This is a genomic window from Buttiauxella sp. BIGb0471, from assembly GCF_024807715.1.
Classification (GTDB): Bacteria; Pseudomonadota; Gammaproteobacteria; order Enterobacterales; family Enterobacteriaceae; genus Buttiauxella; species Buttiauxella agrestis.
In genome coordinates this window covers 1-24,585 of the sequence record NZ_JANUEU010000004.1, presented here as the reverse complement: position 1 = coordinate 24,585, position 24,585 = coordinate 1, and the positions used below count along the sequence as shown (strand labels likewise).

At 50.6% G+C, this 24,585-nt stretch carries 28 protein-coding genes; 20 read left to right on the top strand and 8 right to left on the bottom strand.

Annotated features, from left to right (window positions below; translation table 11 throughout):
- Positions 1–7 precede the first annotated feature (7 nt).
- Positions 8–1,291, top strand: a complete 1,284-nt coding sequence (locus M2371_RS14000) for a cytosine deaminase (RefSeq protein WP_259267971.1) — start codon at positions 8–10, stop codon at positions 1,289–1,291.
- 75 nt (positions 1,292–1,366) lie between these two features.
- On the opposite strand, the gene tsgA is transcribed toward M2371_RS14000, so the two are convergent.
- Complete coding sequence (gene tsgA / locus M2371_RS13995; RefSeq protein ID WP_172893057.1) at positions 1,367–2,548, bottom strand: MFS transporter TsgA; 1,182 nt, start codon at positions 2,546–2,548, stop codon at positions 1,367–1,369.
- 280 nt (positions 2,549–2,828) lie between these two features.
- Here tsgA and ppiA point away from each other — a divergent pair, with 280 nt between their 5' ends.
- From ppiA to M2371_RS13975, 4 genes are all read left to right on the top strand, one after another.
- Positions 2,829–3,401: a peptidylprolyl isomerase A gene (gene ppiA / locus M2371_RS13990; protein ID WP_034499086.1), complete on the top strand. Its 573-nt coding sequence runs from the start codon at positions 2,829–2,831 to the stop codon at positions 3,399–3,401.
- A gap of 110 nt (positions 3,402–3,511) precedes the next feature.
- On the top strand, positions 3,512–4,114 hold the full coding sequence (locus M2371_RS13985) for a putative adenosine monophosphate-protein transferase Fic (RefSeq protein WP_172893058.1): 603 nt from the start codon (positions 3,512–3,514) through the stop codon (positions 4,112–4,114).
- A gap of 33 nt (positions 4,115–4,147) precedes the next feature.
- On the top strand, positions 4,148–4,711 hold the full coding sequence (pabA, locus tag M2371_RS13980) for an aminodeoxychorismate synthase component 2 (RefSeq protein ID WP_115627088.1): 564 nt from the start codon (positions 4,148–4,150) through the stop codon (positions 4,709–4,711).
- Positions 4,712–4,798: 87 nt separating this feature from the next.
- Entirely contained in the window at positions 4,799–6,019 is a 1,221-nt protein-coding gene (locus M2371_RS13975; RefSeq protein WP_154151325.1) for an aspartate aminotransferase family protein, read from the top strand.
- Positions 6,020–6,026: 7 nt separating this feature from the next.
- Here the strand turns inward: M2371_RS13975 and M2371_RS13970 are convergent, their stop codons facing one another.
- Complete coding sequence (locus M2371_RS13970; RefSeq protein WP_259267970.1) at positions 6,027–8,111, bottom strand: YccS/YhfK family putative transporter; 2,085 nt, start codon at positions 8,109–8,111, stop codon at positions 6,027–6,029.
- 190 nt (positions 8,112–8,301) lie between these two features.
- Positions 8,302–8,934, bottom strand: a complete 633-nt coding sequence (crp, locus tag M2371_RS13965; RefSeq protein WP_003852956.1) for a cAMP-activated global transcriptional regulator CRP — start codon at positions 8,932–8,934, stop codon at positions 8,302–8,304.
- 314 nt (positions 8,935–9,248) lie between these two features.
- On the opposite strand from crp, the gene M2371_RS13960 reads away from it, so the two are divergent.
- On the top strand, positions 9,249–9,653 hold the full coding sequence (locus M2371_RS13960) for an OsmC family protein (RefSeq protein ID WP_034499068.1): 405 nt from the start codon (positions 9,249–9,251) through the stop codon (positions 9,651–9,653).
- Positions 9,654–9,683: 30 nt separating this feature from the next.
- Here the strand turns inward: M2371_RS13960 and M2371_RS13955 are convergent, their stop codons facing one another.
- The 3 genes from M2371_RS13955 to M2371_RS13945 form a co-directional block, all read right to left on the bottom strand.
- Positions 9,684–10,556, bottom strand: a complete 873-nt coding sequence (locus M2371_RS13955; RefSeq protein WP_034499065.1) for a phosphoribulokinase — start codon at positions 10,554–10,556, stop codon at positions 9,684–9,686.
- Positions 10,557–10,628: 72 nt separating this feature from the next.
- On the bottom strand, positions 10,629–10,847 hold the full coding sequence (locus tag M2371_RS13950; RefSeq protein ID WP_034460225.1) for a YheU family protein: 219 nt from the start codon (positions 10,845–10,847) through the stop codon (positions 10,629–10,631).
- 1 nt (position 10,848) lies between these two features.
- Complete coding sequence (locus M2371_RS13945) at positions 10,849–11,865, bottom strand: hydrolase (RefSeq protein ID WP_172893061.1); 1,017 nt, start codon at positions 11,863–11,865, stop codon at positions 10,849–10,851.
- 62 nt (positions 11,866–11,927) lie between these two features.
- On the opposite strand from M2371_RS13945, the gene M2371_RS13940 reads away from it, so the two are divergent.
- Positions 11,928–12,527, top strand: coding sequence for a LysE family translocator (locus tag M2371_RS13940; RefSeq protein ID WP_259267969.1), 600 nt, complete (start codon positions 11,928–11,930; stop codon positions 12,525–12,527).
- Positions 12,528–12,574: 47 nt separating this feature from the next.
- Here M2371_RS13940 and M2371_RS13935 read toward each other — a convergent pair whose 3' ends face one another.
- Positions 12,575–14,479, bottom strand: a complete 1,905-nt coding sequence (locus M2371_RS13935) for an ABC transporter ATP-binding protein (protein ID WP_034499059.1) — start codon at positions 14,477–14,479, stop codon at positions 12,575–12,577.
- Between the two features lie 125 nt (positions 14,480–14,604).
- On the opposite strand from M2371_RS13935, the gene kefG reads away from it, so the two are divergent.
- The 4 genes from kefG to slyD all read left to right on the top strand — a co-directional run bounded on the left by kefG (position 14,605) and on the right by slyD (position 17,862).
- A complete protein-coding gene (kefG, locus tag M2371_RS13930) occupies positions 14,605–15,156 on the top strand; it encodes a glutathione-regulated potassium-efflux system ancillary protein KefG (RefSeq protein WP_034499057.1) in 552 nt (183 codons plus the stop codon).
- Complete coding sequence (gene kefB / locus M2371_RS13925) at positions 15,156–16,964, top strand: glutathione-regulated potassium-efflux system protein KefB (RefSeq protein ID WP_259267968.1); 1,809 nt, start codon at positions 15,156–15,158, stop codon at positions 16,962–16,964. The genes kefG and kefB overlap by 1 nt, the downstream gene beginning before the upstream one ends.
- Positions 16,965–16,978: 14 nt before the next feature.
- Positions 16,979–17,179, top strand: a complete 201-nt coding sequence (locus M2371_RS13920; protein WP_034499052.1) for a YheV family putative zinc ribbon protein — start codon at positions 16,979–16,981, stop codon at positions 17,177–17,179.
- Between the two features lie 98 nt (positions 17,180–17,277).
- Positions 17,278–17,862, top strand: a complete 585-nt coding sequence (slyD, locus tag M2371_RS13915; protein ID WP_034499051.1) for a peptidylprolyl isomerase — start codon at positions 17,278–17,280, stop codon at positions 17,860–17,862.
- A 65-nt stretch (positions 17,863–17,927) separates the two neighbouring features.
- Here the strand turns inward: slyD and M2371_RS13910 are convergent, their stop codons facing one another.
- Positions 17,928–18,146, bottom strand: coding sequence for a protein SlyX (locus tag M2371_RS13910; RefSeq protein ID WP_034460204.1), 219 nt, complete (start codon positions 18,144–18,146; stop codon positions 17,928–17,930).
- Positions 18,147–18,373: 227 nt separating this feature from the next.
- On the opposite strand from M2371_RS13910, the gene fkpA reads away from it, so the two are divergent.
- The 9 genes from fkpA to M2371_RS13865 all read left to right on the top strand — a co-directional run.
- On the top strand, positions 18,374–19,207 hold the full coding sequence (gene fkpA / locus M2371_RS13905; RefSeq protein WP_259267967.1) for an FKBP-type peptidyl-prolyl cis-trans isomerase: 834 nt from the start codon (positions 18,374–18,376) through the stop codon (positions 19,205–19,207).
- 177 nt (positions 19,208–19,384) lie between these two features.
- On the top strand, positions 19,385–20,107 hold the full coding sequence (locus M2371_RS13900) for a transcriptional regulator (RefSeq protein WP_034460202.1): 723 nt from the start codon (positions 19,385–19,387) through the stop codon (positions 20,105–20,107).
- A complete protein-coding gene (gene tusD / locus M2371_RS13895; RefSeq protein WP_259267966.1) occupies positions 20,107–20,493 on the top strand; it encodes a sulfurtransferase complex subunit TusD in 387 nt (128 codons plus the stop codon). The genes M2371_RS13900 and tusD overlap by 1 nt, the downstream gene beginning before the upstream one ends.
- The gene (gene tusC / locus M2371_RS13890; RefSeq protein ID WP_259267965.1) at positions 20,493–20,852 is read left to right on the top strand and encodes a sulfurtransferase complex subunit TusC; all 360 of its coding nucleotides are present in this window, start codon (positions 20,493–20,495) and stop codon (positions 20,850–20,852) included. The genes tusD and tusC overlap by 1 nt, the downstream gene beginning before the upstream one ends.
- 6 nt (positions 20,853–20,858) lie before the next feature.
- On the top strand, positions 20,859–21,146 hold the full coding sequence (gene tusB, locus M2371_RS13885) for a sulfurtransferase complex subunit TusB (RefSeq protein ID WP_034499042.1): 288 nt from the start codon (positions 20,859–20,861) through the stop codon (positions 21,144–21,146).
- Positions 21,147–21,272: 126 nt separating this feature from the next.
- The gene (rpsL, locus tag M2371_RS13880; RefSeq protein WP_003023654.1) at positions 21,273–21,647 is read left to right on the top strand and encodes a 30S ribosomal protein S12; all 375 of its coding nucleotides are present in this window, start codon (positions 21,273–21,275) and stop codon (positions 21,645–21,647) included.
- Between the two features lie 90 nt (positions 21,648–21,737).
- Positions 21,738–22,208, top strand: coding sequence for a 30S ribosomal protein S7 (gene rpsG / locus M2371_RS13875; protein WP_034499040.1), 471 nt, complete (start codon positions 21,738–21,740; stop codon positions 22,206–22,208).
- Positions 22,209–22,301: 93 nt separating this feature from the next.
- Complete coding sequence (gene fusA, locus M2371_RS13870; protein WP_034499038.1) at positions 22,302–24,416, top strand: elongation factor G; 2,115 nt, start codon at positions 22,302–22,304, stop codon at positions 24,414–24,416.
- 73 nt (positions 24,417–24,489) lie between these two features.
- The coding region (locus tag M2371_RS13865; protein ID WP_001967706.1) for a GTP-binding protein at positions 24,490–24,585 on the top strand (96 nt) is incomplete at its 3' end.

The window sequence follows — 24,585 nt, the reverse complement described above, 5'->3', positions numbered from 1 at the left end:
GGTGGGTATGAGCAAGTTGGCGTTGGAGTTAATTCAGAATGTGCGTCTGGTCGGGCGTGAAGGGTTGTGGCAAATAGCCATCGAAAATGGGCGCATCAACGCCATAAAACCCATGGATGATATCCAGCCGGAGAGCGAGCAGATTCTTAACGGGCGAGGCGGTCTGGCGATCCCGCCATTTATTGAGCCTCATATTCACCTTGATACTACGCAGACCGCGGGCCAACCGAACTGGAACCAGTCGGGCACTTTGTTTGAAGGCATTGAACGTTGGGCTGAACGTAAAGCACTTCTGACGCACGAGGATGTGAAACAGCGCGCCTGGCAGACGCTGAAATGGCAGATTGCGAACGGCATTCAATATGTTCGCACGCACGTTGATGTTTCAGACCCGACGTTGACTGCGCTAAAAGCGATGCTGGAAGTGAAGCAAGAAGCTGCCCCCTGGATTGAAGTGCAGATTGTCGCATTCCCACAGGAAGGGATTATGTCGTACCCCAACGGTGAAGCGCTGCTTGAAGAAGCGTTGCAACTGGGTGCGGATGTCGTCGGTGCCATACCGCACTTTGAGTTCACCCGTGAGTACGGTGTTGAATCGCTGCATAAAGCTTTCGCACTGGCGAAAAAATACGACCGCCCGCTGGATATTCACTGTGACGAAATTGACGATGAGCAGTCGCGGTTTGTCGAAACCGTTGCGGCTCTTGCGCTGCGAGATGACATTGGCGAACGTGTTACCGCCAGCCATACCACGGCCATGCACTCTTACAACGGCGCTTACACCTCGCGCTTGTTTCGTTTGTTGAAAATGTCTGGCATTAACTTTGTCGCTAACCCGCTGGTGAATATTCATCTGCAAGGTCGGTTTGATGATTACCCGAAACGTCGGGGCGTCACGCGCGTTAAAGAGTTACTTGAAGCAGGCATTAACGTTTGTTTTGGTCATGACGACGTGTTTGACCCGTGGTATCCACTGGGGACGGCCAATATGTTGCAAGTACTGCATATGGGGCTGCATGTCTGCCAGATGATGGGGTATCAGCAGATTGACGAAGGTTTAAAGCTGATTACGGAAAATAGTGCGCGCACGTTCGGGGTGAAAGAGTACGGGATTACTGAGGGAAATGCGGCGAACCTGATTATTCTTCCGGCGCAAAGTGGTTTTGATGCGGTGCGTCGGCAGGTGCCGGTGCGCTGGTCTATACGCGCAGGGAAGGTGATTGCGACCACGCAATTGTCACAAACCTGGGTGATGTTGGATGACGCTGAAGAGATAAGTTTTGCTGGGTGAAGAGGGCGGATGACGCTGGCGCTTATCCCCTACAAAACCGCGTAGGTCGAATAAGCGTAGCGTCATCAGACGCGCTTAGTGCGGAGTCACCGCGTTATGCTGGCGGTGCTTAGTCACAAGGCCCAGAATCAGGCACATGATAAATACCACGGCATACAGCGCGTTTGCGGTTTGCAGCGCCGCATGCGGGCCGCTGTGTGCCACAATCGGGCCGGTGACCACGAAGGTCAGCATGGTGCCGATGGTGCCGCAGGTCAGAACGAAGTTAACCAGTTTTGGTGAAGCCACTTTGGTCTGCAATGAACCGAGCGTGATAACCGAGGTGTAGATTGCGCTGGAGAAGAAACCGAGCGCCAAAATAAACCACGCCAGATGGGCAGGTTCACTTTTGTTGAAGAAGTACATCAGAACGGTCGCGGCACCTGCCAGAACAGTCAGAATGCGTTGCAGATCGAAGAAACGCAAAATGAAGCTAAATGCCCACATGCCAAACATATAAGACATCCAGAAATCGCTGACTAACTGGCCTGCATCATTCAGATTCATGCCCAGGCTTTTGGCGTATTCCGGAACCCAGGAGATAAAGCCCAGTTGGCCGAGAATGTAGCAAAGTGCGGCAATGGAAAGGAACAGAACGCCCACGCCCCATTTTTCTTTCTCGGCAACGTGTTCGGTTTTCGGTGCGTGTTTGCCCAGTGCCGGGAAATCACAGCCGATTGTCAGAATGAAAATAGCGACATAAACCAGGCCGATGCAGACGTAAACCCAATACCAGTTGATGCTGCGCGCCAGCAAAATTGCTGCCACCATTGGGAAAATCATCCCCGCCATGCTGAAGAAGGAGTCGGTAAACAGCAGGCGTGAACCACGCTGGCGGCCTTCATACATGTGGGTGATCAGGAAGGTACCAATCGACATGGTGATACCGCTGACCAGCCCGAGCACAAACATCGCGACGGAGAATATGGTCAGGTTATCGCCAAAGACAAGTCCGGCCACCGCCAGAATCATCAATATAAATCCGAAGCGCAGCTGAGTTTTGAGCGGCACGATTTCCATCAACCAGGCGTTCAGGAAGATAGAAATCAGAATGCCCGCGTTCAGGAAGGTAAAAGTATTACTCATGCTGGAAACGGGAACGTGGAAGTATTCGGCAATATTGCCCATCACCATCCCGGTGACAATTACCAACGCGCCAGTGAGGGCGTAGGAGAAGAAGCTGATCCATGTGAGCTTAATGCGGTTGCTGTTAGTCATGACGAGCCTGTGAATAGAAATGTAAAGTGCTTTGACAGCACTCGAGAAGAATGGATTTTAGTCAAAAACGTGATTCATTCATACAATTTATAATTCATTTGCAGCAACAGACTGGTTTTAGAGTGATTTCGATCACATTAAAGAGTGCCACTCATTAATTCATTCATTTAACTTATTGATTTGTGTGAAAGTAAAAAACCGTAAATGGCTGGCGCAGAGTTGAGCACGTCTTTACAATCTAGCAACTTGCTTCATTCACTGCATTCGTAAGGAATTATTCATGCTCAAATCGACTTTGGCGGCTGTAGCAACTGTGTTTGCTCTTTCCGCTCTCTCTCCTGCGGCACTTGCTGCTAAAGGTGACCCACACGTCCTGTTGACGACTTCAGCAGGTGAAATTGAGCTTGAGTTAAATAGCCAGAAAGCCCCAGTTTCTGTGAAAAACTTTGTGGATTACGTTAACAGCGGCTTCTACAACAACACCATTTTCCATCGCGTGATCCCGGGCTTCATGCTCCAGGGCGGCGGCTTCACGGCAGATATGAATCAGAAGCAGCCAAACCCACCGATTAAAAACGAAGCCGATAACGGCTTACGTAATACTCGCGGTACCATTTCTATGGCCCGTACCGCCGATAAAGACAGTGCGACCAGCCAGTTCTTCCTCAATGTGGCAGATAACGCTTTCCTCGATCACGGACAGCGCGACTTTGGTTACGCCGTATTTGGTAAAGTTGTGAAAGGGATGGACGTTGCCGATAAAATCTCTCAGGTACAAACTCATGACGTTGGCCCATACCAAAATGTGCCGTCAAAACCTGTAGTTATCCTCTCCGCGAAAGTCCTGCCGTAAAAAATCCCTGCGCGGGTTTCCTCCACCCGCGCATTGACTTCCTTTCTGCACTTCCCCCGATTGCTGCTTATACTTGTGGCAAGTATGGGTCGTCACGTTAGGGAGGCATCATGGCAAAGAAACTGACCGATAAACAAAAGTCCCGCCTTTGGCAGCAATTGCGCAGCCGTTCGTTTCAGGCCAGTTCCCGGCTGGATATACTTGAGCCTCATGCGCAAGATGAGATTATCGCGCAGCGTGTAGAAACGATTGAACTTGGCCCGTTGCATCGCGGATTACCCTGGCTGTGTGCCATCCATCAGCAGCTTTTTCAGGATGTTTTCGACTGGGCAGGCGAGCTACGAGACGTTGATATTTCCAAAGGGGAGATACAGTTCTGCCATTTCGAGTACATCGAAAATGAAGGCAACGATCTGATGCAAGAAATGGAGGACGAGCATTATCTGGTCGGACTTACCAGAAATGAGTTCGTTCAGCGCCTGTCGCATTACTATTGTGAAATTAACGTACTTCATCCGTTTTTTGTTGGCAGTGGTCGGGCACAGCGCGTGTTCTTCGAGCAGTTAGCAATCCACGCTGGTTACATCCTCGATTGGAAAGACGTAGCGCCTGAAGCTTGGGCAACGGCGAATCAGGCCGGGGCATTGGGTGATTTGACGCTGCTCAATGAGATTTTCACTAAAGTGGTGAGCGAAGCGCGCGAAAGCGAATAGAATAGCGCGGTTCTTTTTTACCCTGGAGCCGCGATGCTACTGCTTATCGACAACTACGACTCATTCACCTGGAACCTTTATCAGTACTTTTGCGAATTAGGTGCAGAAGTGGTGGTGAAACGTAACGATGAGCTGACCCTTTCTGATATCAGCGCGTTAGCCCCAGAAAAATTGGTTATCTCGCCAGGCCCCTGCACGCCCACCGAAGCAGGGATTTCTCTTGCGGCGATTACGCATTTCGCCGGGCAGTTGCCGATTCTCGGGGTATGCCTTGGTCATCAGGCGATTGCCCAGGCATTTGGGGCGACGATTGTGCGTGCTGAAAAAGTAATGCACGGCAAAACCTCCGCTATTACGCATAACAATTCTGGCGTGTTCCACGGCCTGAATAATCCCCTTACCGTCACGCGCTATCACTCTTTGGTTATCGACCCCGCAACGTTACCCGACTGCTTTGACGTGACGGCCTGGACGGATAAGCAAGAGATTATGGGGATACGTCACCGCGAGCTTGAGCTGGAGGGTGTGCAATTCCACCCGGAAAGTATTCTCAGTGAGCAGGGACATCAGTTGTTAGCCAATTTCCTCAATCGTTGATTTTTTATTGCCAGATAATGATTTTTTATGCATATTTCATGATTATATTTTCATGTCTGTTCTTGCGTAAAAATGGGATGGCAATTAATGGCAACCGAACAATCAGCAATTACCCGCGCTACTTTTGATGAAGTGATTTTGCCGATTTATGCACCGGCGGAGTTTATCCCGGTGAAAGGCAAGGGCAGTCGTGTTTGGGATCAGCAAGGTAAAGAGTACGTTGATTTCGCCGGCGGGATTGCCGTCACAGCGCTAGGTCACTGCCACCCGGCGTTAGTGGAAGCGTTAAAAAGTCAGGGCGAAACGCTATGGCATACCAGCAACGTTTTCACCAATGAACCCGCGTTGCGCCTGGGCCGCAAGCTGATTGATGCTACTTTTGCTGAACGCGTCCTGTTTATGAACTCTGGTACCGAAGCCAACGAAACCGCCTTCAAACTGGCTCGTTACTACGCTTCTACGCGCCATAGTCCGTATAAAACCAAAATTATTGCCTTCCATAATGCCTTCCACGGTCGTTCGCTGTTTACCGTTTCTGTAGGCGGCCAGCCGAAGTATTCCGACGGCTTTGGCCCGAAGCCAGCCGATATTATTCATGTGCCGTTTAACGACTTGCATGCAGTGAAAGCGGTGATGGATGACCATACTTGTGCGGTCGTGGTCGAGCCGATTCAGGGCGAGGGCGGTGTAACGGCAGCAACCCCAGAATTCCTGCAAGGCTTGCGCGAGTTGTGCGATGAGCATAAAGCGTTACTGGTATTCGATGAAGTGCAGTGCGGGATGGGGCGTATTGGCGAGCTGTTTGCGTATATGCATTACGGCGTGACACCAGATATTCTGACCAGCGCGAAGGCACTCGGCGGTGGCTTCCCGGTCAGCGTCATGCTGACGACTCAGGAAATTGCTTCTGCGTTCCATGTTGGCACTCATGGTTCAACTTACGGTGGAAACCCGCTGGCATGTGCCGTTGCAGGTGCGGCATTTGACATCATCAATACGCCTGAAGTTTTGAAAGGCGTTGCGACGAAGCGCCAGCAGTTCGTTAAGCATTTGCAGCAAATCGACGAGCAATTCGACGTGTTCAGCGATATTCGCGGCATGGGCTTATTGATCGGCGCTGAACTGAAACCTCACTATAAAGGCCGTGCCCGGGAGTTCCTGTATGCGGCGGCAGAAGCGGGCGTGATGGTCTTGAACGCGGGGCCAGACGTCATGCGTTTTGCCCCGGCGTTAATTGTTGAAGATGCAGATATCGAAGACGGTATGACGCGCTTTGCCAAAGCGGTCGCAAAAGTCGTTAACGCTTAATCATGCGTTAATTGGAGCGCCGTAAGCGGCTAAGCCAGATTCCGTGATGTGGCCGCTGGCGCCATGCAACCGAAGATATGGTATGCATGGTGCTGAGGTGGCCCAACACCCGCTGTAAATGTTGCTCCATGGTACTTAGCGGCCCGCTCGGAAGCCCTTCCAGTGGGTCGAGAATATTCGCATCATTGGTTTCCCCAGGCCCATCATACTGAAGCCGCTGCTGGCATCGTTGCAGCGCAATTTCACACGATTGCAAATAATGCTGGGCGAGATCCGGCGTCAACATGTTGTGTTCGCGGGCGAGTGTGGTCATCGCATTGATGTGTTCGACGATAAACTGGCTGTGCGTCACCCACAGTTTCATATCGGCAAGATAGTGCGAGTTAAATCCAGGTTCCTGCATCGCCTGGTTGAGCGAGTTGAATAAGGCATTGTGCGCCTGGTTGACCCTCATTCGCGAATACGCCAGCGGCGTGGGTTCCGGGTCACTGCTCAGAATCAGGCGAATCGCATCCTGATCGCGCTCCAGAGCATCGTGGGCGTTTTGGCGCAGCAAACCACTTTGCCATTGTGGCCACAGCCATACCATGCCGCCAAAGGCAATCAGGCAGCCGAGTAGCGTATCTATTAAGCGCGGAACGATGTACTGCTCGGCGCTGAGGGTGATCAGTTGCAGGGTGTAAACCGCCGTGACGGTAAAGCCAATTGTCGCCCAGCCGTAACTCTTACGAATGAACAAATAGCTGACCAGCGTAATGACCAACATCGCGGCCAGCGCGATATCTTGCGGAAAGTGGAAGTGCAGCGCGATGCCCGCTATCGCCAAACCTGCAATGGTGCCTGCCGACCGGTGAAGAATTCTCACCCGGGTTGCGCCATAGCCGTTTTGCGTCACAAACATTACCGTCATCAAAATCCAGTAAGGTTTAGGCAGATGTAAAAATCCCCCCAAAATACTGGCGATGGTCAGCATTACACCTAATCTGGCGGCGTTACGCAGCGCGGCGGATTTCAAAGATAAATAGCTTTTCAGTGCTGCCCAAAGTGGCAAACGACGCTGCCGGTCTTCCATCAAATCACGGATATACAACGGGCGCTGGGTGCGTAAAACTCGGCCAATCCGACTGAAGTGATAATGGCAAAATTGCCCAACCGGGTTATCCGGATTTTGACGCGCGATTTTCTCAAGGGCATCAATCTGTTTATCCATCGTGAACCGCTGCGGGAACCGATGATAAAGAATGTCGTCAGCCAGCACGCGTAAACGCGCTGCAATGGTCTGCGCGTTCCAGCGAATCACGGCTTCAGCGTGGCTTTTCTCAACCAGTTTTTGCACTTCGGCAGGTTGGTGAAGGCTGACGGAAATGTGTTCTTGTAAATCCAGAGCGACCTGAAACGCACGTAACAAGCGCTTGTAGCCATTTTGCTGGTTTGCCGCCAGCATGTGCAATTGCTGGTAGCAGACCGTGATCAGGTCAACGGCTTTTTGCTGCCGCTCCAGGAGCGGAGGCAGCGCTTTTTCAGGGTCGGTATGCTGCGTGAGCATCCCGTATTTGGCTTCGCAGTAATCCGCCAGTTGGCGATAGAGCAAGCTTAATGATTCGCGCAGTGGCTGCTCGCGCCACATCCAGAACCAAAACCAGTTAAACACGCCGTACCAAATTGTACCGCTGACATACAGCAGCATTGGCTTCCAGATGGGCATATTCCCCGCCATGCTGAGTGTAAAGATCGCGGCAATGAGTGAGGCGGGAAGCAGACGAGCATGCAGGGAGCTGATTTCTGCTGTGACGCCCAGCAATAGCGCCATCACAGCCAATATCACCGGCAACGGCACGGAGGTATAAAGCAATAAAAGCTGCATGATCAAACTGCTGACGGCAAACAGGCTACCGCCGACGATCAGGCGTTTGAAGAAGCGTTTATGGGGAGTATCAAGCCCTGCAATGTTGCAGCAGGCAGGGACTAAAGAGAAAAGCAGGCCGGACTGGAGATTGCCAAAGAGCAAACCTACTGCCACCGGAAGGCACAGCACCAGCGTTTGCCGCAGTGCGTAGTTAACTTCAGGATGGTAGATCAGTCTTCGCCACATAAACCCTTCTTACTTAAAGCTGCAGCGGCGTTAGCTGCGTTCATCCACCCGAATTACTTACTTGAGTAAGCTCATCGGGATGAACTCACTTGCTGCCTTGCTGCAGCTTCAATTAATCGGGTTTCGGATTTAGTTTTTTAGAGACAAAAAAGGCGTGTTATGAAGCAACACGCCTTTTTTGAGACGGAGATTAACGAGTGCCGTAAACGACGATCGTTTTACCGTGAGCAGAGATCAGATTTTGATCTTCCAGCATTTTCAAGATACGACCAACGGTTTCGCGAGAGCAACCCACGATCTGACCGATTTCCTGACGGGTAATTTTAATCTGCATACCGTCCGGGTGGGTCATTGCATCAGGCTGTTTAGCCAGGTTCAGCAGTGTCTGCGCGATACGACCAGTCACATCCAGGAATGCCAGGTTACCGACTTTCTCAGATGTCACTTGCAGACGGCGAGCCATCTGTGAAGACAGGCGCATCAAAATGTCTGGATTGACCTGAATGAGCTGGCGGAATTTTTTATATGAAATTTCAGCCACTTCGCAGGCACTTTTAGCACGAACCCAGGCACTACGTTCCTGACCTTCTTCGAACAGCCCTAACTCGCCAATGAAATCGCCCTGATTCAGATAGGAGAGGATCATTTCCTTGCCCTCTTCATCTTTGATCAGAACAGCCACAGAACCCTTGACGATGTAATACAACGTCTCAGCCTTTTCACCCTGGTGAATCAGTGTGCTCTTCGATGGATACTTATGAATGTGGCAATGGGACAAGAACCATTCGAGAGTCGGGTCTGTTTGCGGTTTGCCAAGCACCATGCGCGGTTATCCTCTGTTTTATAACTGGCTACCAACGACAGGACGCTAAACATCCTGTCTGGCGTTGCAAGTATTAGAATATTCCCCACCTTGGGGAGATGGCATGCAAGTCATTCTTGCTGCCTGTAATTAGTGATGTCCTCTGCATACATGCATAACGTCAATGTATCGATGTTGCATCTGGATTGTTTTAGCATAGCTTTTGACAAGTGTCTCCTATTGTCTCGTTTCAGCTTGACGCAGGTCGCCTTCCATTGCCAGATTTGCTGAATCTGCGTACTCTGAAAGACAATTTTTTCAACGGGAGAAGCAACATGCAAGCACGAGTGAAGTGGGTTGAAGGGTTAACCTTCCTTGGGGAGTCCGCTTCTGGACACCAGATTCTGATGGACGGTAATTCTGGCGATAAAGCACCCAGTCCGATGGAAATGGTTCTGATGTCCGCTGGTGGTTGTAGCGCAATCGACGTGGTTTCTATTTTGCAAAAAGGCCGCTACAACGTGACTGATTGCGAAGTGAAACTGACCTCCGAGCGCCGCGAGGAAGCGCCGCGTCTGTTCACGCATATTAATCTGCATTTCATCGTGACAGGCAAGGAATTGAAAGATAATGCAGTTTCGCGTGCGGTAGACTTGTCTGCTGAGAAGTACTGTTCCGTTGCGTTGATGCTGGAAAAAGCCGTAAACATCACCCATAGCTACGAAGTGATTGAAGGCTAGAGTGAAGTAAAAGGGCGGTGTTTAGCCGCCCTAATTATTGATATTCCGACCTTCCGCCAGGCGCTTAACTAACGGCGTCATGATCAATTCCATTGCCAGTCCCATCTTGCCGCCCGGCACCACTAATGTATTGATGTGGGAAATAAATGAGCCTTGCAGCATGGCGAGCAAATACGGGAAGTCGATATCATCCAGACCGCGAAAATGAATCACGACAAAACTTTCATCTAAAGATGGAATACCGCGTGCGGCAAACGGGTTAGAGGTATCTACCGTCGGTACGCGCTGGAAGTTGATGTGCGTGCGCGAAAATTGCGGCGTGATGTAGTTGATGTAATCGTCCATCGAACGCACGACGGAATCCATTACTGCTTCACGGGAATGACCGCGCTCGCTGGTGTCGCGCACCAGTTTTTGAATCCACTCCAGGTTGACAATCGGCACTACGCCAACCAGTAAATCGACGGCATTGGCGACGTCGTGCTGCGGGGTAACGACTCCGCCATGCAAGCCTTCATAAAACAAAACATCAGTCGGTTCTGGTAACGGTTGCCATGGAGTAAACGTGCCGGGAATCTGATTCCAGGGTACGGCTTCATCATAGGTATGAAGATATTTACGTGATTTACCCTGCCCGGTTTTGCCGTACTCAATAAACGTTTGTTCAAGCAAGCCGAAGTCGTTGGCTTCCGGCCCGAAGTAGCTGATATGACGGCCAAGGTCGCGCGCTTTACGAATCGCCATATCCATTTCAGGACGTGTGAAACGATGGAAACTGTCGCCTTCAACTTCAGCTGCACGTAGGTTTAATTGCTGGAAGATTTTACGAAAGGCGATGCTGGTGGTGGTCGTTCCCGCGCCGCTGGAACCTGTTACGGCAATAACCGGATGTTTGGCTGACATAAGGCAACAACTCCATGCGTAGTAGCAAGTTTGGTTGGGTGAAGGCAGTTGTATTATGCAGTATAGGCAGGCTTAGCCGCGAAATTGCCCGCGAGCCATGATATTCACCGTTTCATGAAGTTCTGACCATACCAGTACCGCTTCACCACTTTGCAGTTGGCGCTTAACATCAGCCACCTTTTGCTCAAGTGAGCGCTCTTGTTCACCATAATCTGTGCCTTCTCGTAATACAAAGGATTCAATCAGATTATCAAGCGTTTCGGGAGGCAGGTCTTGCCAGGGAATCATCATATTACTGGTCCAAAAATTGAGACAGCCATTGCGGGATGCGTTGCTCAAGCCACATTTCAGGGCGGCGTAACGTCCCACCAACAAACCCAACATGCCCACCGTAGCGCGTAAGTTGGTATTCGATATTAGCAGGCAATATGGCTTTATCCGGGATCACATGATGATCCATAAACGGGTCATCTTTGGCGTGGATGATCAGCGTCCGGGTTTTGATTTGCGGCAGTAACGGCATCGCGCTGCATTGGCGGTAGTAGTCGATAGCATCAGCAAAGCCGTGAATCTTTGACGTAATCAAATCATCAAACTCGCGCAGACGGCGCATTCCTTTAAGCTGACGCATATCAACAGGGAGAGACCCCGGATAGCTTCTGAGCTTGCGCGCGGCATTTTTCTTCAGCAGATTCAGGAGATAGTGCTGATAAACGCGGGAGAATCCTTTTTCGATATGCGCGCTGCAATGTTCCAGCATCAGAGGAGCTGAAACTATGACACCGGCCTGTAGCGTGCAGTCAGCACCTTGTTTTGCCAATAAACAAGCGAGCATGTTCCCGCCGAGGGAAAACCCCACTGCCGCAGTCGGCACTTTGCCATAACGGGTACTGAGCCAGTTTAAGAAGTAGCTTCCGTCTTCAGTTTCGCCCGAGTGATAAATGCGTTTCATGCGATTTGGCACGCCACTACATCCACGGAAATGCATGACTACGCCCAGCCACCCTTGCTTGCTGGCGGCCTCGATTAAACCGTGAGCGTATGGGCTGTGCAGGCTACCTTCGAGACCATGAAAAACGACTAACCGTGGTTTATGCATTGCCTGGCGTGGGTCTTCGCTCCAGGCAAGATCGACAAAATCCCCATCCGGCATGTCCAGACGTTGCCAGTGAGGTTTGAAATTGAGGCGACGGCGAATCAAACGCGGAAGCATGGTTTGCAGGTGTGGATTACTGACACCCTTCAACGGACGAAATTGATCATCTTCTTCGTGATTAAAATTCAATACTGCGGGACTTGTCGTAGCCATATCACACTGTTAGTTTCATTTAGTTTGCTAATTAACTTTACCGGGTGTGGAACACCCATTTCATGGAAACGCTTTTCTTCTCAATGCTTGGTTTTCTTTGGGTCGCGGCTATTACACCCGGCCCAAACAATATGTTACTGACTTCTTCCGGCGCCAATTACGGCTTTATGCGCACCATTCCGTTGATGATTGGCATCATGCTTGGGATGCAATGCATCCTGTTGCTGGTGGCCTTTGGCGTCGGTAGCTTAATCCTTTTGTATCCTGCTTTGCACCTTATCCTGAAGATTGCCGGGAGTGCTTACCTATTATGGCTGGCATGGAAAATCGGCACCGCGACCTATGAAAAACTGGAAACGGATGCGCCGCCTCCGGCTCCTATTCCATTCTGGCAGGGCGGTTTACTTCAGGTTATCAACCCTAAAGCCTGGTTGATGGCACTGGGTGCAGTGGCAAGTTTTAGCCTTGCCGGTGCTCAGTACCTGCATTCCGTGGCGTTAATCAGTATCGGGATTGCGCTGGTTAACATTGTTGCAGGTATTATCTGGATTGCGTTTGGCAGCATTATCGGCAAACTGCTGCGCAGCCGGCGCTCCTGGACAATCTTCAATGTCTTTATGGGGTTGCTGACGGCGGCGTGTGCCCTGTTGATTTGGCATTAAGTTCGCGGGCCTCATCCTTAGTTTTCGATAAGGTTGAGGCCAAACGGTTACTCGGCCTGCATCATCTGCTCTAACTTGTCATGCGCGTCCAGCCATTCCATCTCGCACTCTTCCAGTGCTGACTTCACTTTCACCTGAGTTTGCAGACATTCGGTCATTTCTGCTTTACGACTTTGGTCGTAAATAGCGCTGTCAGCCAGTTTCTCTTCCACTTGCGCAAGCTGGGCATTCAGCTTTTCCATCTGCTTTTCAAGCGTGGTGATTTGCTTACGCAGGGGCTGAGTTTGCGTGCGTAATTCTGCTTCACGGCGTTTCTGATCTTTACGAGCCTGTGCGCTGTTGACGTTATCTTTTGCAGAATCGAGCGGCTGGTTTTCCTGCTTTTGCAAATCGACAAGCCACTGCTGATAATCTTCCAGATCGCCATCAAACGCTTCGACTTTACCGTCGTGGACCAGATACAAATCATCGGTAGTCGAACGCAATAAGTGACGGTCGTGCGAAACCACTACCAGCGCACCTTCAAAATCAATCAACGCTTCGGTCAGCGCCTGACGCATGTCGAGATCAAGGTGGTTGGTCGGTTCATCGAGCAGCAGCAGGTTAGGGCGCTGCCAGACAACCAGGGCCAGAACCAGTCGCGCTTTTTCACCGCCGGAGAAACGCGCGGTTTGTTCGGTGACTTTGTCGCCCCGGAAACCAAAACCACCCAGATAGTCACGCAATTGCTGTTCCAGCTCTTTTGGTGCAATACGCGCCAGGTGCTGCAACGGCGATTCGTCAGCGCGTAAGTATTCGAGCTGATGCTGCGCGAAGTAGCCGAGCTTGATACCTTTTGCCAGGCCGATATCACCCTGTAATGGCTTAATTTCTTCCGCTAACAGTTTTATCAGCGTTGATTTACCGGCACCGTTGCGACCCAGCAGGCCGATGCGTGAACCAGGCACCAGATTCAGTTTGATGGAGTCCAGAATCACGCGATCCCCATAACCGGCGCTGACTTTTTCCATGCGCAGCAGCGGGTTTGGCAGGCTTTCCGGAGCACGGAAGCTGAAATGGAACGGGTTATCAACGTGCGCTGGGGCAATCAGCTCCATGCGTTCAAGCATCTTCACGCGGCTTTGTGCCTGTTTTGCCTTGCTGGCTTTCGCTTTAAAACGGTCGATAAAACCTTGCAGATGCGCGACACGCTCCTGCTGGCTTTCATACATCGACTGCTGTTGCGCCAGGCGAGTGGCGCGTTGGCCTTCAAACGACGAGTAGTTGCCGGTGTACTCAAACATCTGCTCTTGTTCGATGTGGATAATTTTACTGACCACCGGGTCGAGGAAGTCTCGGTCGTGGGAAATCAGAATTAACGTGCCCTGATAACTTTTCAACCAGCGCTCGAGCCAGATAACCGCATCTAAGTCCAGGTGGTTAGTCGGTTCATCGAGTAGCAGTAAATCGGAACGGCAAATCAGGGCTTGCGCGAGGTTCAGACGCATACGCCAGCCACCGGAGAAATCACTCACCGGGCGTTCGAGTTGCTCATTGCTGAAGCCTAAACCGTGCAGCAAACTTGAAGCGCGGGAGCGAATCGTCCAGGCGTCTACTGCATCAAGCTTACCGTGAATCAGCGCAATAGCGTGGCCATCGTTGCGCTCATTGGCCTTTGCCAGTTCTGCTTCAAGCAGTCGGAATTCGCGGTCGCCATCAATAACATATTCAATGGCAGGCATTGCCAGTGCTGGCGTTTCCTGGTTTACCCAAGCCAGCGCCCAGTTTCCCGGATAGGTCATGCTGCCACCATCGGCGCTGATCTCGTTCTTCAGAAGCGCCAGCAGCGTGGATTTACCGCAGCCGTTTTTACCCACCAGACCCACTTTTTGGCCTGGATTGATGGTAGCGGTGGCGTTATCCAGCAGAACGCGTGTGCCGCGACGAATTTGTAACGAGGAGAAAACAATCATAAAGCGCCGTATGTTCAGAGTATGTTAAATTGTCATTATATTAAGGTAACGTGATGCTTACGGCACCGCGTCGGGCTGCATGGTAGCCCAATTTAAAGACTATGACGACGCCCTGGAGGGTAATGATGTCGCAGCCGCCGAAAGTTTTGCTGCTATATGCCCATCCGGAGTCACAAGATTCGGTAGCAAACCGCGTCTTACTCCAGCCTGCGCAGAAGCTTGCTAATGTCACTGTGCATGACCTTTATGCGCACTATCCTGACTTTTTTATTGATATCTATCGCGAGCAGGCATTGCTGCAAGAGCACGATGTCATCGTCTTTCAGCACCCTCTTTATACTTATAGCTGCCCGGCGTTACTCAAAGAGTGGCTGGATCGTGTGCTCAGCCGTGGCTTTGCAAGTGGTGTTGGAGGTACAGCTCTCGCGGGAAAGTACTGGCGAAGCGTGATAACCACTGGGGAACCAGAAGGTGCTTATCGCCACGATGGTTTTAATCGCTTCCCACTGACCGATATTTTACGCCCCTTTGAACTGACTGCCGCGATGTGCCGTATGCACTGGATGAATCCAATGATTGTTTATTGGGCGCGCCGCCAGTCTCCCCAAGAGCTTGCCAGCCACGCGAAGGCGTATGGCGAGTGGTTGGCATCACCAACCCTGCCAGGAGGCCGCTGATGGAAGGTTCTGACGTATTGCTGGCAGGAGTGCTGTTTTTGTTTGCAGCAGTGGTTGCCGTCCCTATTGCTGCCCGATTAGGGATTGGCGCGGTGCTCGGCTATTTGCTGGCGGGAATCGCCATTGGGCCGTGGGGTTTAGGGTTTATCAGTGACGTAGATGAAATCCTGCACTTCTCTGAACTGGGTGTTGTGTTCCTGATGTTTATCATTGGCCTGGAGCTTAATCCTTCAAAGTTATGGCAGCTCCGGCGGTCTATCTTTGGCGTCGGGGCTGCGCAGGTATTGCTCAGTGCGGTGGTACTGGCCGGCTTGTTGATGCTAACGCAGTTCTCCTGGCAAGCGGCGGTCATCGGCGGAATAGGGCTGGCGATGTCCTCGACCGCGATGGCATTGCAGTTAATGCGCGATAAAGGCATGAACCGCAATGAATCCGGCCAGCTCGGATTTTCTGTATTGCTGTTCCAGGATTTAGCCGTCATTCCGGCGATTGCTTTGGTTCCGTTGCTCGCCGGAAATGGTGACGACAGCCCGGACTGGATAAAAATTGGTTTCAAGGTGTTGGCTTTTGCGGGCATGTTGATTGGCGGCCGTTACCTTTTAAAGCCTCTGTTCCGCTTTATTGCAGGCTCCGGCGTGCGGGAAGTCTTTACCGCTGCGGCACTGTTATTAGTATTGGGCTCGGCGTTATTTATGGATGCGCTGGGTTTCTCAATGGCGCTAGGGACATTCATCGCAGGCGTGTTGCTGGCTGAAAGTGAATACCGGCACGAACTGGAAATCGCGATTGATCCTTTTAAAGGATTGTTGCTCGGTTTGTTCTTTATCTCCGTCGGCATGGCACTAAACCTTGGCGTGCTATACACCCATCTTTTCTGGGTTGTCCTGGGCGTCGTGGTGTTGGTGGCGGTGAAAGCCGGTGTGTTGTATGGCCTGTCGTGGTTTTTCGGCTTGCGCAGCTCCGAGCGTTTGCAGTTTTCAGGCGTACTCAGCCAGGGCGGAGAGTTTGCTTTCGTACTGTTCTCAACCGCTTCTTCACAAAAGCTGTTCAGCGGTGACCAAATGCCGCTCCTCCTTGTGACCGTTACGTTATCGATGATGACCACGCCGCTGTTGATGAAAGGTGTCGATGCCATTCTTGCGCGGCGGTTTAATACCATTGATGACGAAAACGATGAAAAGCCCTACGTGGAGGACGACCAGCCACAGGTTATTATTGTCGGCTTTGGGCGTTTCGGGCAGGTGATTGGCCGTTTGCTGATGGCCAACAAAATGCGTATTACGGTGCTGGAGCGTGATATCAGTTCCGTGAGCCTGATGCGTAAATATGGCTACAAAGTTTATTATGGTGATGCCACCGAACTTGAGTTGTTACGTTCGGCAGGCGCCGAGACGGCAAAGTCGATTGTGATTACCTGTAATGAACCGGAAGACACGATGAAAGTCGTTCATTTGTGTCAACAACACTTTCCACATCTGGCGATACTGGCGCGTGCCAGGGGCCGTGTGGAGGCGCATGAATTATTGCAGGCTGGCGTCACGCAGTTCTCCCGCGAGACGTTTTCCAGTGCGCTCGAGCTGGGGCGTAAGGCGTTGATGACGTTGGGAATGCATCCTCATCAGGCACATCGTGCGCAGCTTCATTTCCGACGCCTGGACATGAGCATGCTGCGTGAATTAATGCCGATTCATACCGATAACGCACAAATTTCCAGGGTTCGGGAAGCGCGTCGTGAGTTAGAAGAAATCTTTGAACGCGAGATGCAGCAAGAGCGTCGGCAGTTCGATGGTTGGGACGATTTTGAATAATTAAGGTGAAGCCAATGCCGGTGCGTAAACGTTTTATTGCCGGGGCTGTTTGCCCTGAATGCCAGACACGGGATTCCCTCGCGATGTGGCGTGAGAATAATGTCGATATTGTTGAGTGTGTTAAGTGCGGTCATCAAATGCGTGAAGAGGATAAGCAACCTCGGGACCGTGCTCGCGAACAAGAGCAAGTGATCGGGATTTTTCATCCGGACTAGCGAGATGCGCCAGCTTTTTTTAAGCTTAGGGGTACACCGGCGCTAAATTCCGCTACAATCGGCGCCAGTTTTTTTCTCACGCTCGCTCAGGAGATATCATGAAAGTAGCAAAAGACCTGGTGGTCAGCCTGGCTTATCAGGTACGTACAGAAGACGGTGTGTTGGTTGATGAGTCTCCGGTGAGTGCGCCGCTGGACTATCTGCATGGTCACGGCTCCCTGATTTCTGGTCTGGAAACCGCTCTGGAAGGTCACGTTGTTGGTGATCGTTTCGACGTGAACGTTGGCGCAAATGACGCTTACGGCCAATACGACGAAAACCTGGTTCAGCGTGTACCGAAAGACGTCTTCATGGGCGTTGACGAGCTGGAAGTTGGCATGCGCTTCATGGCTGATACCGACCAGGGTCCAGTACCTGTTGAAATTACCGCAGTTGAAGATGAGCACGTTGTTGTCGATGGCAACCACATGCTGGCAGGTCAGAACCTGAGCTTCAACGTAGAAGTTATCGCTATTCGTGAAGCGACTGCTGAAGAACTGGCTCATGGTCACGTTCACGGCGAACACGATCATCACCACGACCATGGTGAAGATGGCTGCTGCGGTGGTCATGGCCACGATCACGGCGACCATGAACATGGTAAAGGTGGTTGCGGCGGTAATGGTGGCTGCGGCTGCCATTAATCCGTTAAGGATGCCGTTAGGAATAAAAAAGGCGTGTCTGTGACACGCCTTTTCTTTTTGTAAAATTAGTAATGCGGGGGCGGAGTTTCTTCGGCTTCTGAAGCTACCATCGAAGGTTGGCTCGCTTTTAGTTTTTCAACCAACAAACGGAAATGCTCGCGCAGTTTGACCATCTCCAATTCGTGAGCCGTTACCGTCTGATTTAACTCTTCTATTGTAATCTCCTGGAAAGCGAGACGACTCTCAAGTTCTTCCAGCCGTTGTTCGGTCGATTTTTGTTGCATGGCTAATGACTCCTGGCCTGCGGATGGACAATTCCTGGCGATTCTACTGAAAAATCTCTCTCGATACAGTGCCGTTTTGCGCTGGACGAAACTTCTTTAAACAAAAAGAGTCTGAATTTGTCTCGATAAGACGCGGAGAGATTGTGTAGATTTCTTCCACGACGTTATAGTACGTCTCTTAGTTGATAATAACCTTGGGGTTAGAGGCCCCGGCCCTGGAGAAATGGATGAAATCACTGTTTAAAGTAACGCTACTGGCGACCACGATGGCCGTTGCCCTGAGCGCTCCGGCGTTCGCTGCCCCGGCTGCTGCCGCTAAAGATGCTGCGGCTCCTGCTGCTCCTGCTGCCAGCAACGCGGCATTCAAAAATGACGACCAGAAATCTGCGTACGCATTAGGTGCTTCGCTGGGCCGTTATATGGAAAACTCTCTGAAAGAACAAGAAAAGCTGGGTATCACTCTTGATAAAACTCAGCTTATCGCTGGTGTTCAGGATGCATTTGCTGACAAGAGCAAATTATCTGACCAGGAAATCGAGCAGACTCTGCAAGCTTTTGAAGCTCGCGTGAAGTCTTCTGCTCAAGCGAAAATGGAAAAAGACGCTAAAGAAAACGCGGATAAAGGCAAAGCCTTCCGTGATACTTTCGCAAAAGAGAAAGGTGTTAAAACCTCTCCTACTGGCCTGATGTATAAAATCGACAAAGCTGGTACGGGTGAAGCACCAACTGATAGCGACACTGTTGTTGTGAACTACAAAGGTACGCTGATTGACGGTAAAGAGTTTGATAACTCTTACACCCGTGGCGAGCCACTGTCTTTCCGTCTTGACGGTGTTATCCCAGGCTGGACTGAAGGCCTGAAAAACCTGAAGAAAGGCGGGAAAATCAAACTGGTTATTCCACCAGAATTAGCATACGGAAAAACTGGCGTTCCAGGGATCCCTGCTAACTCCACGCTGGTATTTGACGTTGAGCTGCTGGATATCAAACCAGCCCCTAAAGCAGACGCTAAACCAGATGCCGCTCCTGCTCCAGAAGCTGAAGCAGCTAAGAGCAAGTAAGGTATGATTAACCGCCGCCCACAAGGGCGGCGGTTTTTTATTTGAGGCAGGGTATAATAAAAGCTGGAAAGCGCATCTTACGCTGTATTACCTTAGCAGACTGCGCAACAACGAGTATGAGTCTGCCCTGACACCATTTAAGCGCGACAGGCTCTCTGTAGAGGGTGGTATCTTTAAATGTCCAATTCGCTTTTAACCAATGAAACCAGTGAGCTTGACTTACTGGACCAGCGTCCTTTTGAACAAACCGACTTTGAAATATTAAAATCCTACGAAGCGGTAGTGGACGGGTTAGCGATGCTGATTGGTTCTCATTGTGAAATTGTGTTGCACTCGCTGCAAGATTTAAAATGTTCGGCCATCCGTATCGCGAATGGTGAACATACCGGGCGCAAAATTGGCTCGCCAATTACCGATCTCGCATTACGAATGCTGCATGATATGACCGGTGCGGACAGTAGCGTTTCTAAATGCTATTTCACACGTGCTAAAAGTGGCGTACTGATGAAGTCAGAGACTATCGCCATTCGTAATCGTGATGAGCGCGTCATCGGACTGCTGTGCATCAACATCAACCTTGATGTGCCGTTCTCGCAAATTATGTCGACGTTTATTCCGCCGGAAACGCCAGAAGTGGCTTCTTCCGTGAACTTTGCTTCCTCCGTAGAAGATTTGGTTATGCAGGCGCTGGAATTCACGATTGAAGAAGTGAATGCCGATCGTAATGTGTCCAACAACGCCAAGAATCGACAGATTGTCCTTAATCTTTACGAGAAAGGCATCTTTGATATCAAAGACGCTATCAACCAGGTTGCCGACCGTTTGAATATTTCTAAACACACGGTGTATCTCTACATCCGTCAATTCAAAAACGGTGATTTCCAGGGGCAGGATAAATAATGCGTTTTGCCATCCTGGTGACAGGGCCGGCTTATGGCACGCAGCAAGCGAGTAGTGCGTTGCAGTTTTCACGGGCTGTTATCGGCCAGGGGCATACGTTGGAAAGCGTGTTCTTCTACCGAGAAGGTGTTTATAACGCGAATCAGCTGACCTCTCCTGCAAGCGATGAATTTGATTTAGTGCGCGCATGGCAACATCTGCATCAAGAGCATGGAGTCGAGCTGCATATTTGCGTGGCTGCCGCGTTACGCCGCGGCGTGACAGACGAAGAACAAGCGGTTCAACTCGGTTTACCGTGCCATAATTTGCAGTCTGGTTTCACGCTAAGTGGGCTGGGCGCTTTGGCACAAGCATCTCTGACCTGTGATAGAACGGTGCAATTCTGATGAAGCGTGTGGCATTTATATTTAAAACACCGCCTCATGGAAGCGCTGCTGGCCGGGAAGGGTTGGATGCTTTGCTGGCGACATCTGCGCTAAGCGAAGACATCGGTGTGTTTTTCATTGGTGATGGCGTATTGCAATTGATTCCGGACCAACAGCCGGGACTTGTCCTCGCAAGAGATTACATCGCCACTTTTCGCGTGCTGCCGCTGTACGACATAGAACAGTGTTATATCTGTGCAGACTCCATTCGCGAAAGAGGATTGTCTCCAGAAGGTACCTGGGTGCTTGATGTAAAACCTCTTGAACCAGAGGCGCTGAGCGAAATGCTGCATCAGTTTGATGTAGTTCTGACTTTCTGAGGCGACATGCTGCATATTTTACAACACTCACCTTTTCAAACAGATCTTGAAGCGTTGCTGCGCTGTGTGAAGCCTGGCGACGATGTTTTATTGCTACAAGATGCGGTCATCGCTGCGTTATCAGGGACCAAAGCCCTTGATTTGCTGCTGTCCGCCCCCATTTCTATTTACGCGCTGCACGAAGATATCGAGGCTCGTGGCTTAACTGCTCAAATTTCGAACGGCATAGGCAAGGTCAGCTATACTGATTTCGTCGGATTGACAGTTAAACACGAACAGCAGATTACCTGGTAAAATCCAGGATTGTTGTATATTTCTTGACACCTTTTCGGCTCAGCCCTAAAATTCTGCGTCCTCATATTATATGAGGCCGTTTTATTACGTGTTTACGAAGCAAAAGCTAAAACCAGGAGCTATTTAATGGCAACAGTTAACCAGCTGGTTCGCAAACCACGCGCTCGCAAAGTTGCAAAAAGCAACGTGCCAGCGCTGGAAGCCTGCCCGCAGAAACGTGGCGTATGTACTCGTGTATATACTACCACTCCTAAGAAACCAAACTCCGCACTGCGTAAAGTATGCCGTGTGCGTTTGACTAACGGTTTTGAAGTTACCTCCTACATCGGCGGTGAAGGTCACAACCTGCAGGAACACTCAGTTATCCTGATCCGTGGTGGTCGTGTAAAAGACTTGCCAGGTGTTCGTTACCACACCGTTCGTGGTGCACTTGACTGCTCCGGCGTTAAAGACCGTAAGCAATCTCGTTCCAAGTATGGCGTGAAACGTCCTAAGGCTTAATGGTTTCCGTTAAGTAAGGCCAAACGTTTTAAATAAATGTCAAACTCAATAGAGTTTTGGACAACCCTGAATTAACAACGGAGTATTCCCATGCCACGTCGTCGCGTCATTGGTCAACGTAAAATTCTTCCAGATCCTAAGTTCGGATCAGAGTTGCTGGCCAAATTTGTAAACATTCTGATGGTAGATGGTAAGAAATCTACTGCTGAATCTATCGTGTATACCGCGCTGGAGACCCTGGCTCAGCGTTCTGGTAAACAAGCACTGGAAGCTTTCGAAGTCGCTCTGGACAACGTTCGTCCGACTGTCGAAGTTAAGTCCCGCCGTGTTGGTGGTTCTACTTATCAGGTTCCAGTAGAAGTACGTCCGGTTCGTCGTAATGCTCTGGCAATGCGTTGGATCGTAGAAGCTGCTCGTAAACGCGGTGATAAATCCATGGCTCTTCGCCTGGCGAACGAACTTTCTGATGCTGCAGAGAACAAAGGTACTGCAGTTAAGAAACGTGAAGACGTTCACCGTATGGCTGAAGCCAACAAGGCGTTCGCTCACTACCGTTGGTAATCCCTTCGGAGTGTTAGTCACCAAGCGGGCGCTTCATGTGAGCTGCCCGCTTTGGGTTACTTAAATGAACGTCCTAGGATATAGAGGAATCAAATGGCTCGTAAAACACCCATTGAGCGTTACCGTAACATTGGTATCAGTGCTCACATCGACGCCGGTAAGACAACTACTACCGAACGTGTTCTGTTCTACACCGGTGTAAACCACAAAATCGGTGAAGTTCATGATGGCGCAGCCACTATGGACTGGATGGAGCAGGAGCAGGAACGTGGTATTACCATCACGTCTGCTGCGACCACCTGTTTCTGGTCAGGTATGGCTAAACAGTTCGAACCACACCACATCAACATCATCGACACCCCAGGGCACGTTGACTTCACCATCGAAGTTGAACGTTCCATGCGTGTTCTTGATGGTGCGGTAATGGTTTACTGTGCTGTTGGTGGTGTTCAGCCACAGTCTGAGACCGTATGGCGTCAGGCAAACAAATATAAAGTTCCACGTATCGCGTTCGTTAACAAAATGGACCGTATGGGTGCTAACTTCCTGAAAGTTGTTGATCAGATTGAAAAACGTCTGGGCGCAACTCCGGTGCCTCTGCAATTGGCTATCGGCGCGGAAGAGAAATTCACCGGTGTTGTTGACCTGGTGAAAATGAAAGCCATCAACTGGAACGAAGCCGATCAGGGCGTGACCTTCGAATACGAAGAGATCCCAGCTGATATGCAGGAACTGGCCGAAGAATGGCGCCAGAAACTGGTTGAAGCCGCTGCTGAAGGTTCTGACGAACTGATGGAGAAATTCTTTGGTGGCGAAGAGCTGACTGAAGAAGAGATCAAAACTTCTCTGCGTAAGCGCGTACTGAACAACGAAATTATCTTGGTTACCTGTGGTTCTGCATTTAAGAACAAAGGTGTTCAGGCGATGCTGGATGCGGTAGTTGAATACCTGCCAGCTCCGACTGACGTTACTGCGATTAACGGTATGCTGGACGACGGTAAAGACACTCCGGCTGTTCGTCACTCTGACGACAACGAGCCGTTTGCTGCTCTGGCGTTCAAAATCGCAACTGACCCGTTTGTTGGTAACCTGACCTTCTTCCGCGTTTACTCTGGCGTTGTTAACTCTGGTGACACCGTGTTCAACCCGGTGAAATCAGCACGTGAGCGTCTGGGCCGTATCGTACAGATGCACGCCAACAAACGTGAAGAGATCAAAGAAGTTCGCGCGGGCGATATCGCTGCAGCTATTGGTCTGAAAGAAGTGACTACCGGTGATACCCTGTGTGACCAGGACAATGTGATCATCCTGGAGCGCATGGAATTCCCTGAGCCAGTAATTTCGATCGCAGTTGAACCAAAAACCAAAGCTGACCAGGAAAAAATGGGTCTGGCTCTGGGTCGTCTGGCTAAAGAAGATCCATCATTCCGCGTATGGACTGATGAAGAAACCAACCAGACTATCATCGCTGGTATGGGTGAGCTTCACCTCGACATCATCGTTGACCGTATGAAGCGTGAATTCAACGTTGAAGCTAACGTTGGTAAACCTCAGGTTGCTTACCGTGAAGCGATTCGCGCGAAAGTTACCGATGTTGAAGGTAAACACGCTAAGCAGTCTGGTGGTCGTGGTCAGTACGGTCATGTTGTTATCGACATGTACCCACTGGAGCCGGGCTCGAATCCGAAAGGTTACGAGTTCGTCAACGACATCAAAGGTGGTGTGATCCCAACGGAATACATCCCTGCTGTTGATAAAGGTATCCAGGAGCAGCTGAAGTCTGGTCCTCTGGCGGGTTACCCAGTAGTAGATCTCGGCGTGCGTCTGCACTTCGGTTCTTACCACGACGTTGACTCCTCTGAACTGGCGTTTAAACTGGCCGCTTCTATTGCCTTCAAAGATGGCTTTAAGAAAGCGAAACCAGTTCTGCTTGAGCCTATCATGAAGGTTGAAGTTGAAACTCCGGAAGAGAACACCGGTGACGTTATCGGTGACCTTAGCCGTCGTCGTGGTCAGCTGAAAGGTCAAGAATCTAACGCTACTGGCGTTCAGATTCACGCTGAAGTTCCGTTGTCTGAAATGTTCGGTTACGCAACTCAACTGCGTTCACTGACCAAAGGTCGTGCATCTTACTCCATGGAATTCCTGAAGTATGATGACGCGCCAAACAACGTAGCTCAGGCCGTAATCGAAGCTCGCGGTAAATAAGCCCCGGGTTTTAAAAAACATTGATCCCGTGCTCTCTCCAGAAGGGGAGAGCGCAACAGTAAGGAATATAGCCGTGTCTAAAGAAAAATTTGAACGTACAAAACCGCACGTCAACGTCGGTACTATCGGCCACGTTGACCATGGTAAAACTACTCTGACTGCAGCAATC

Coding starts and splice junctions, on each gene's coding strand:
- M2371_RS14000 (WP_259267971.1), top strand. CDS start 8: ATGAGCAAGTTGGCGTTGGAGTTAATTCAGAATGTGCGTCTGGTCGGG.
- tsgA (WP_172893057.1), bottom strand. CDS start 2,548: ATGACTAACAGCAACCGCATTAAGCTCACATGGATCAGCTTCTTCTCC.
- ppiA (WP_034499086.1), top strand. CDS start 2,829: ATGCTCAAATCGACTTTGGCGGCTGTAGCAACTGTGTTTGCTCTTTCC.
- M2371_RS13985 (WP_172893058.1), top strand. CDS start 3,512: ATGGCAAAGAAACTGACCGATAAACAAAAGTCCCGCCTTTGGCAGCAA.
- pabA (WP_115627088.1), top strand. CDS start 4,148: ATGCTACTGCTTATCGACAACTACGACTCATTCACCTGGAACCTTTAT.
- M2371_RS13975 (WP_154151325.1), top strand. CDS start 4,799: ATGGCAACCGAACAATCAGCAATTACCCGCGCTACTTTTGATGAAGTG.
- M2371_RS13970 (WP_259267970.1), bottom strand. CDS start 8,111: ATGTGGCGAAGACTGATCTACCATCCTGAAGTTAACTACGCACTGCGG.
- crp (WP_003852956.1), bottom strand. CDS start 8,934: ATGGTGCTTGGCAAACCGCAAACAGACCCGACTCTCGAATGGTTCTTG.
- M2371_RS13960 (WP_034499068.1), top strand. CDS start 9,249: ATGCAAGCACGAGTGAAGTGGGTTGAAGGGTTAACCTTCCTTGGGGAG.
- M2371_RS13955 (WP_034499065.1), bottom strand. CDS start 10,556: ATGTCAGCCAAACATCCGGTTATTGCCGTAACAGGTTCCAGCGGCGCG.
- M2371_RS13950 (WP_034460225.1), bottom strand. CDS start 10,847: ATGATGATTCCCTGGCAAGACCTGCCTCCCGAAACGCTTGATAATCTG.
- M2371_RS13945 (WP_172893061.1), bottom strand. CDS start 11,865: ATGGCTACGACAAGTCCCGCAGTATTGAATTTTAATCACGAAGAAGAT.
- M2371_RS13940 (WP_259267969.1), top strand. CDS start 11,928: ATGGAAACGCTTTTCTTCTCAATGCTTGGTTTTCTTTGGGTCGCGGCT.
- M2371_RS13935 (WP_034499059.1), bottom strand. CDS start 14,479: ATGATTGTTTTCTCCTCGTTACAAATTCGTCGCGGCACACGCGTTCTG.
- kefG (WP_034499057.1), top strand. CDS start 14,605: ATGTCGCAGCCGCCGAAAGTTTTGCTGCTATATGCCCATCCGGAGTCA.
- kefB (WP_259267968.1), top strand. CDS start 15,156: ATGGAAGGTTCTGACGTATTGCTGGCAGGAGTGCTGTTTTTGTTTGCA.
- M2371_RS13920 (WP_034499052.1), top strand. CDS start 16,979: ATGCCGGTGCGTAAACGTTTTATTGCCGGGGCTGTTTGCCCTGAATGC.
- slyD (WP_034499051.1), top strand. CDS start 17,278: ATGAAAGTAGCAAAAGACCTGGTGGTCAGCCTGGCTTATCAGGTACGT.
- M2371_RS13910 (WP_034460204.1), bottom strand. CDS start 18,146: ATGCAACAAAAATCGACCGAACAACGGCTGGAAGAACTTGAGAGTCGT.
- fkpA (WP_259267967.1), top strand. CDS start 18,374: ATGAAATCACTGTTTAAAGTAACGCTACTGGCGACCACGATGGCCGTT.
- M2371_RS13900 (WP_034460202.1), top strand. CDS start 19,385: ATGTCCAATTCGCTTTTAACCAATGAAACCAGTGAGCTTGACTTACTG.
- tusD (WP_259267966.1), top strand. CDS start 20,107: ATGCGTTTTGCCATCCTGGTGACAGGGCCGGCTTATGGCACGCAGCAA.
- tusC (WP_259267965.1), top strand. CDS start 20,493: ATGAAGCGTGTGGCATTTATATTTAAAACACCGCCTCATGGAAGCGCT.
- tusB (WP_034499042.1), top strand. CDS start 20,859: ATGCTGCATATTTTACAACACTCACCTTTTCAAACAGATCTTGAAGCG.
- rpsL (WP_003023654.1), top strand. CDS start 21,273: ATGGCAACAGTTAACCAGCTGGTTCGCAAACCACGCGCTCGCAAAGTT.
- rpsG (WP_034499040.1), top strand. CDS start 21,738: ATGCCACGTCGTCGCGTCATTGGTCAACGTAAAATTCTTCCAGATCCT.
- fusA (WP_034499038.1), top strand. CDS start 22,302: ATGGCTCGTAAAACACCCATTGAGCGTTACCGTAACATTGGTATCAGT.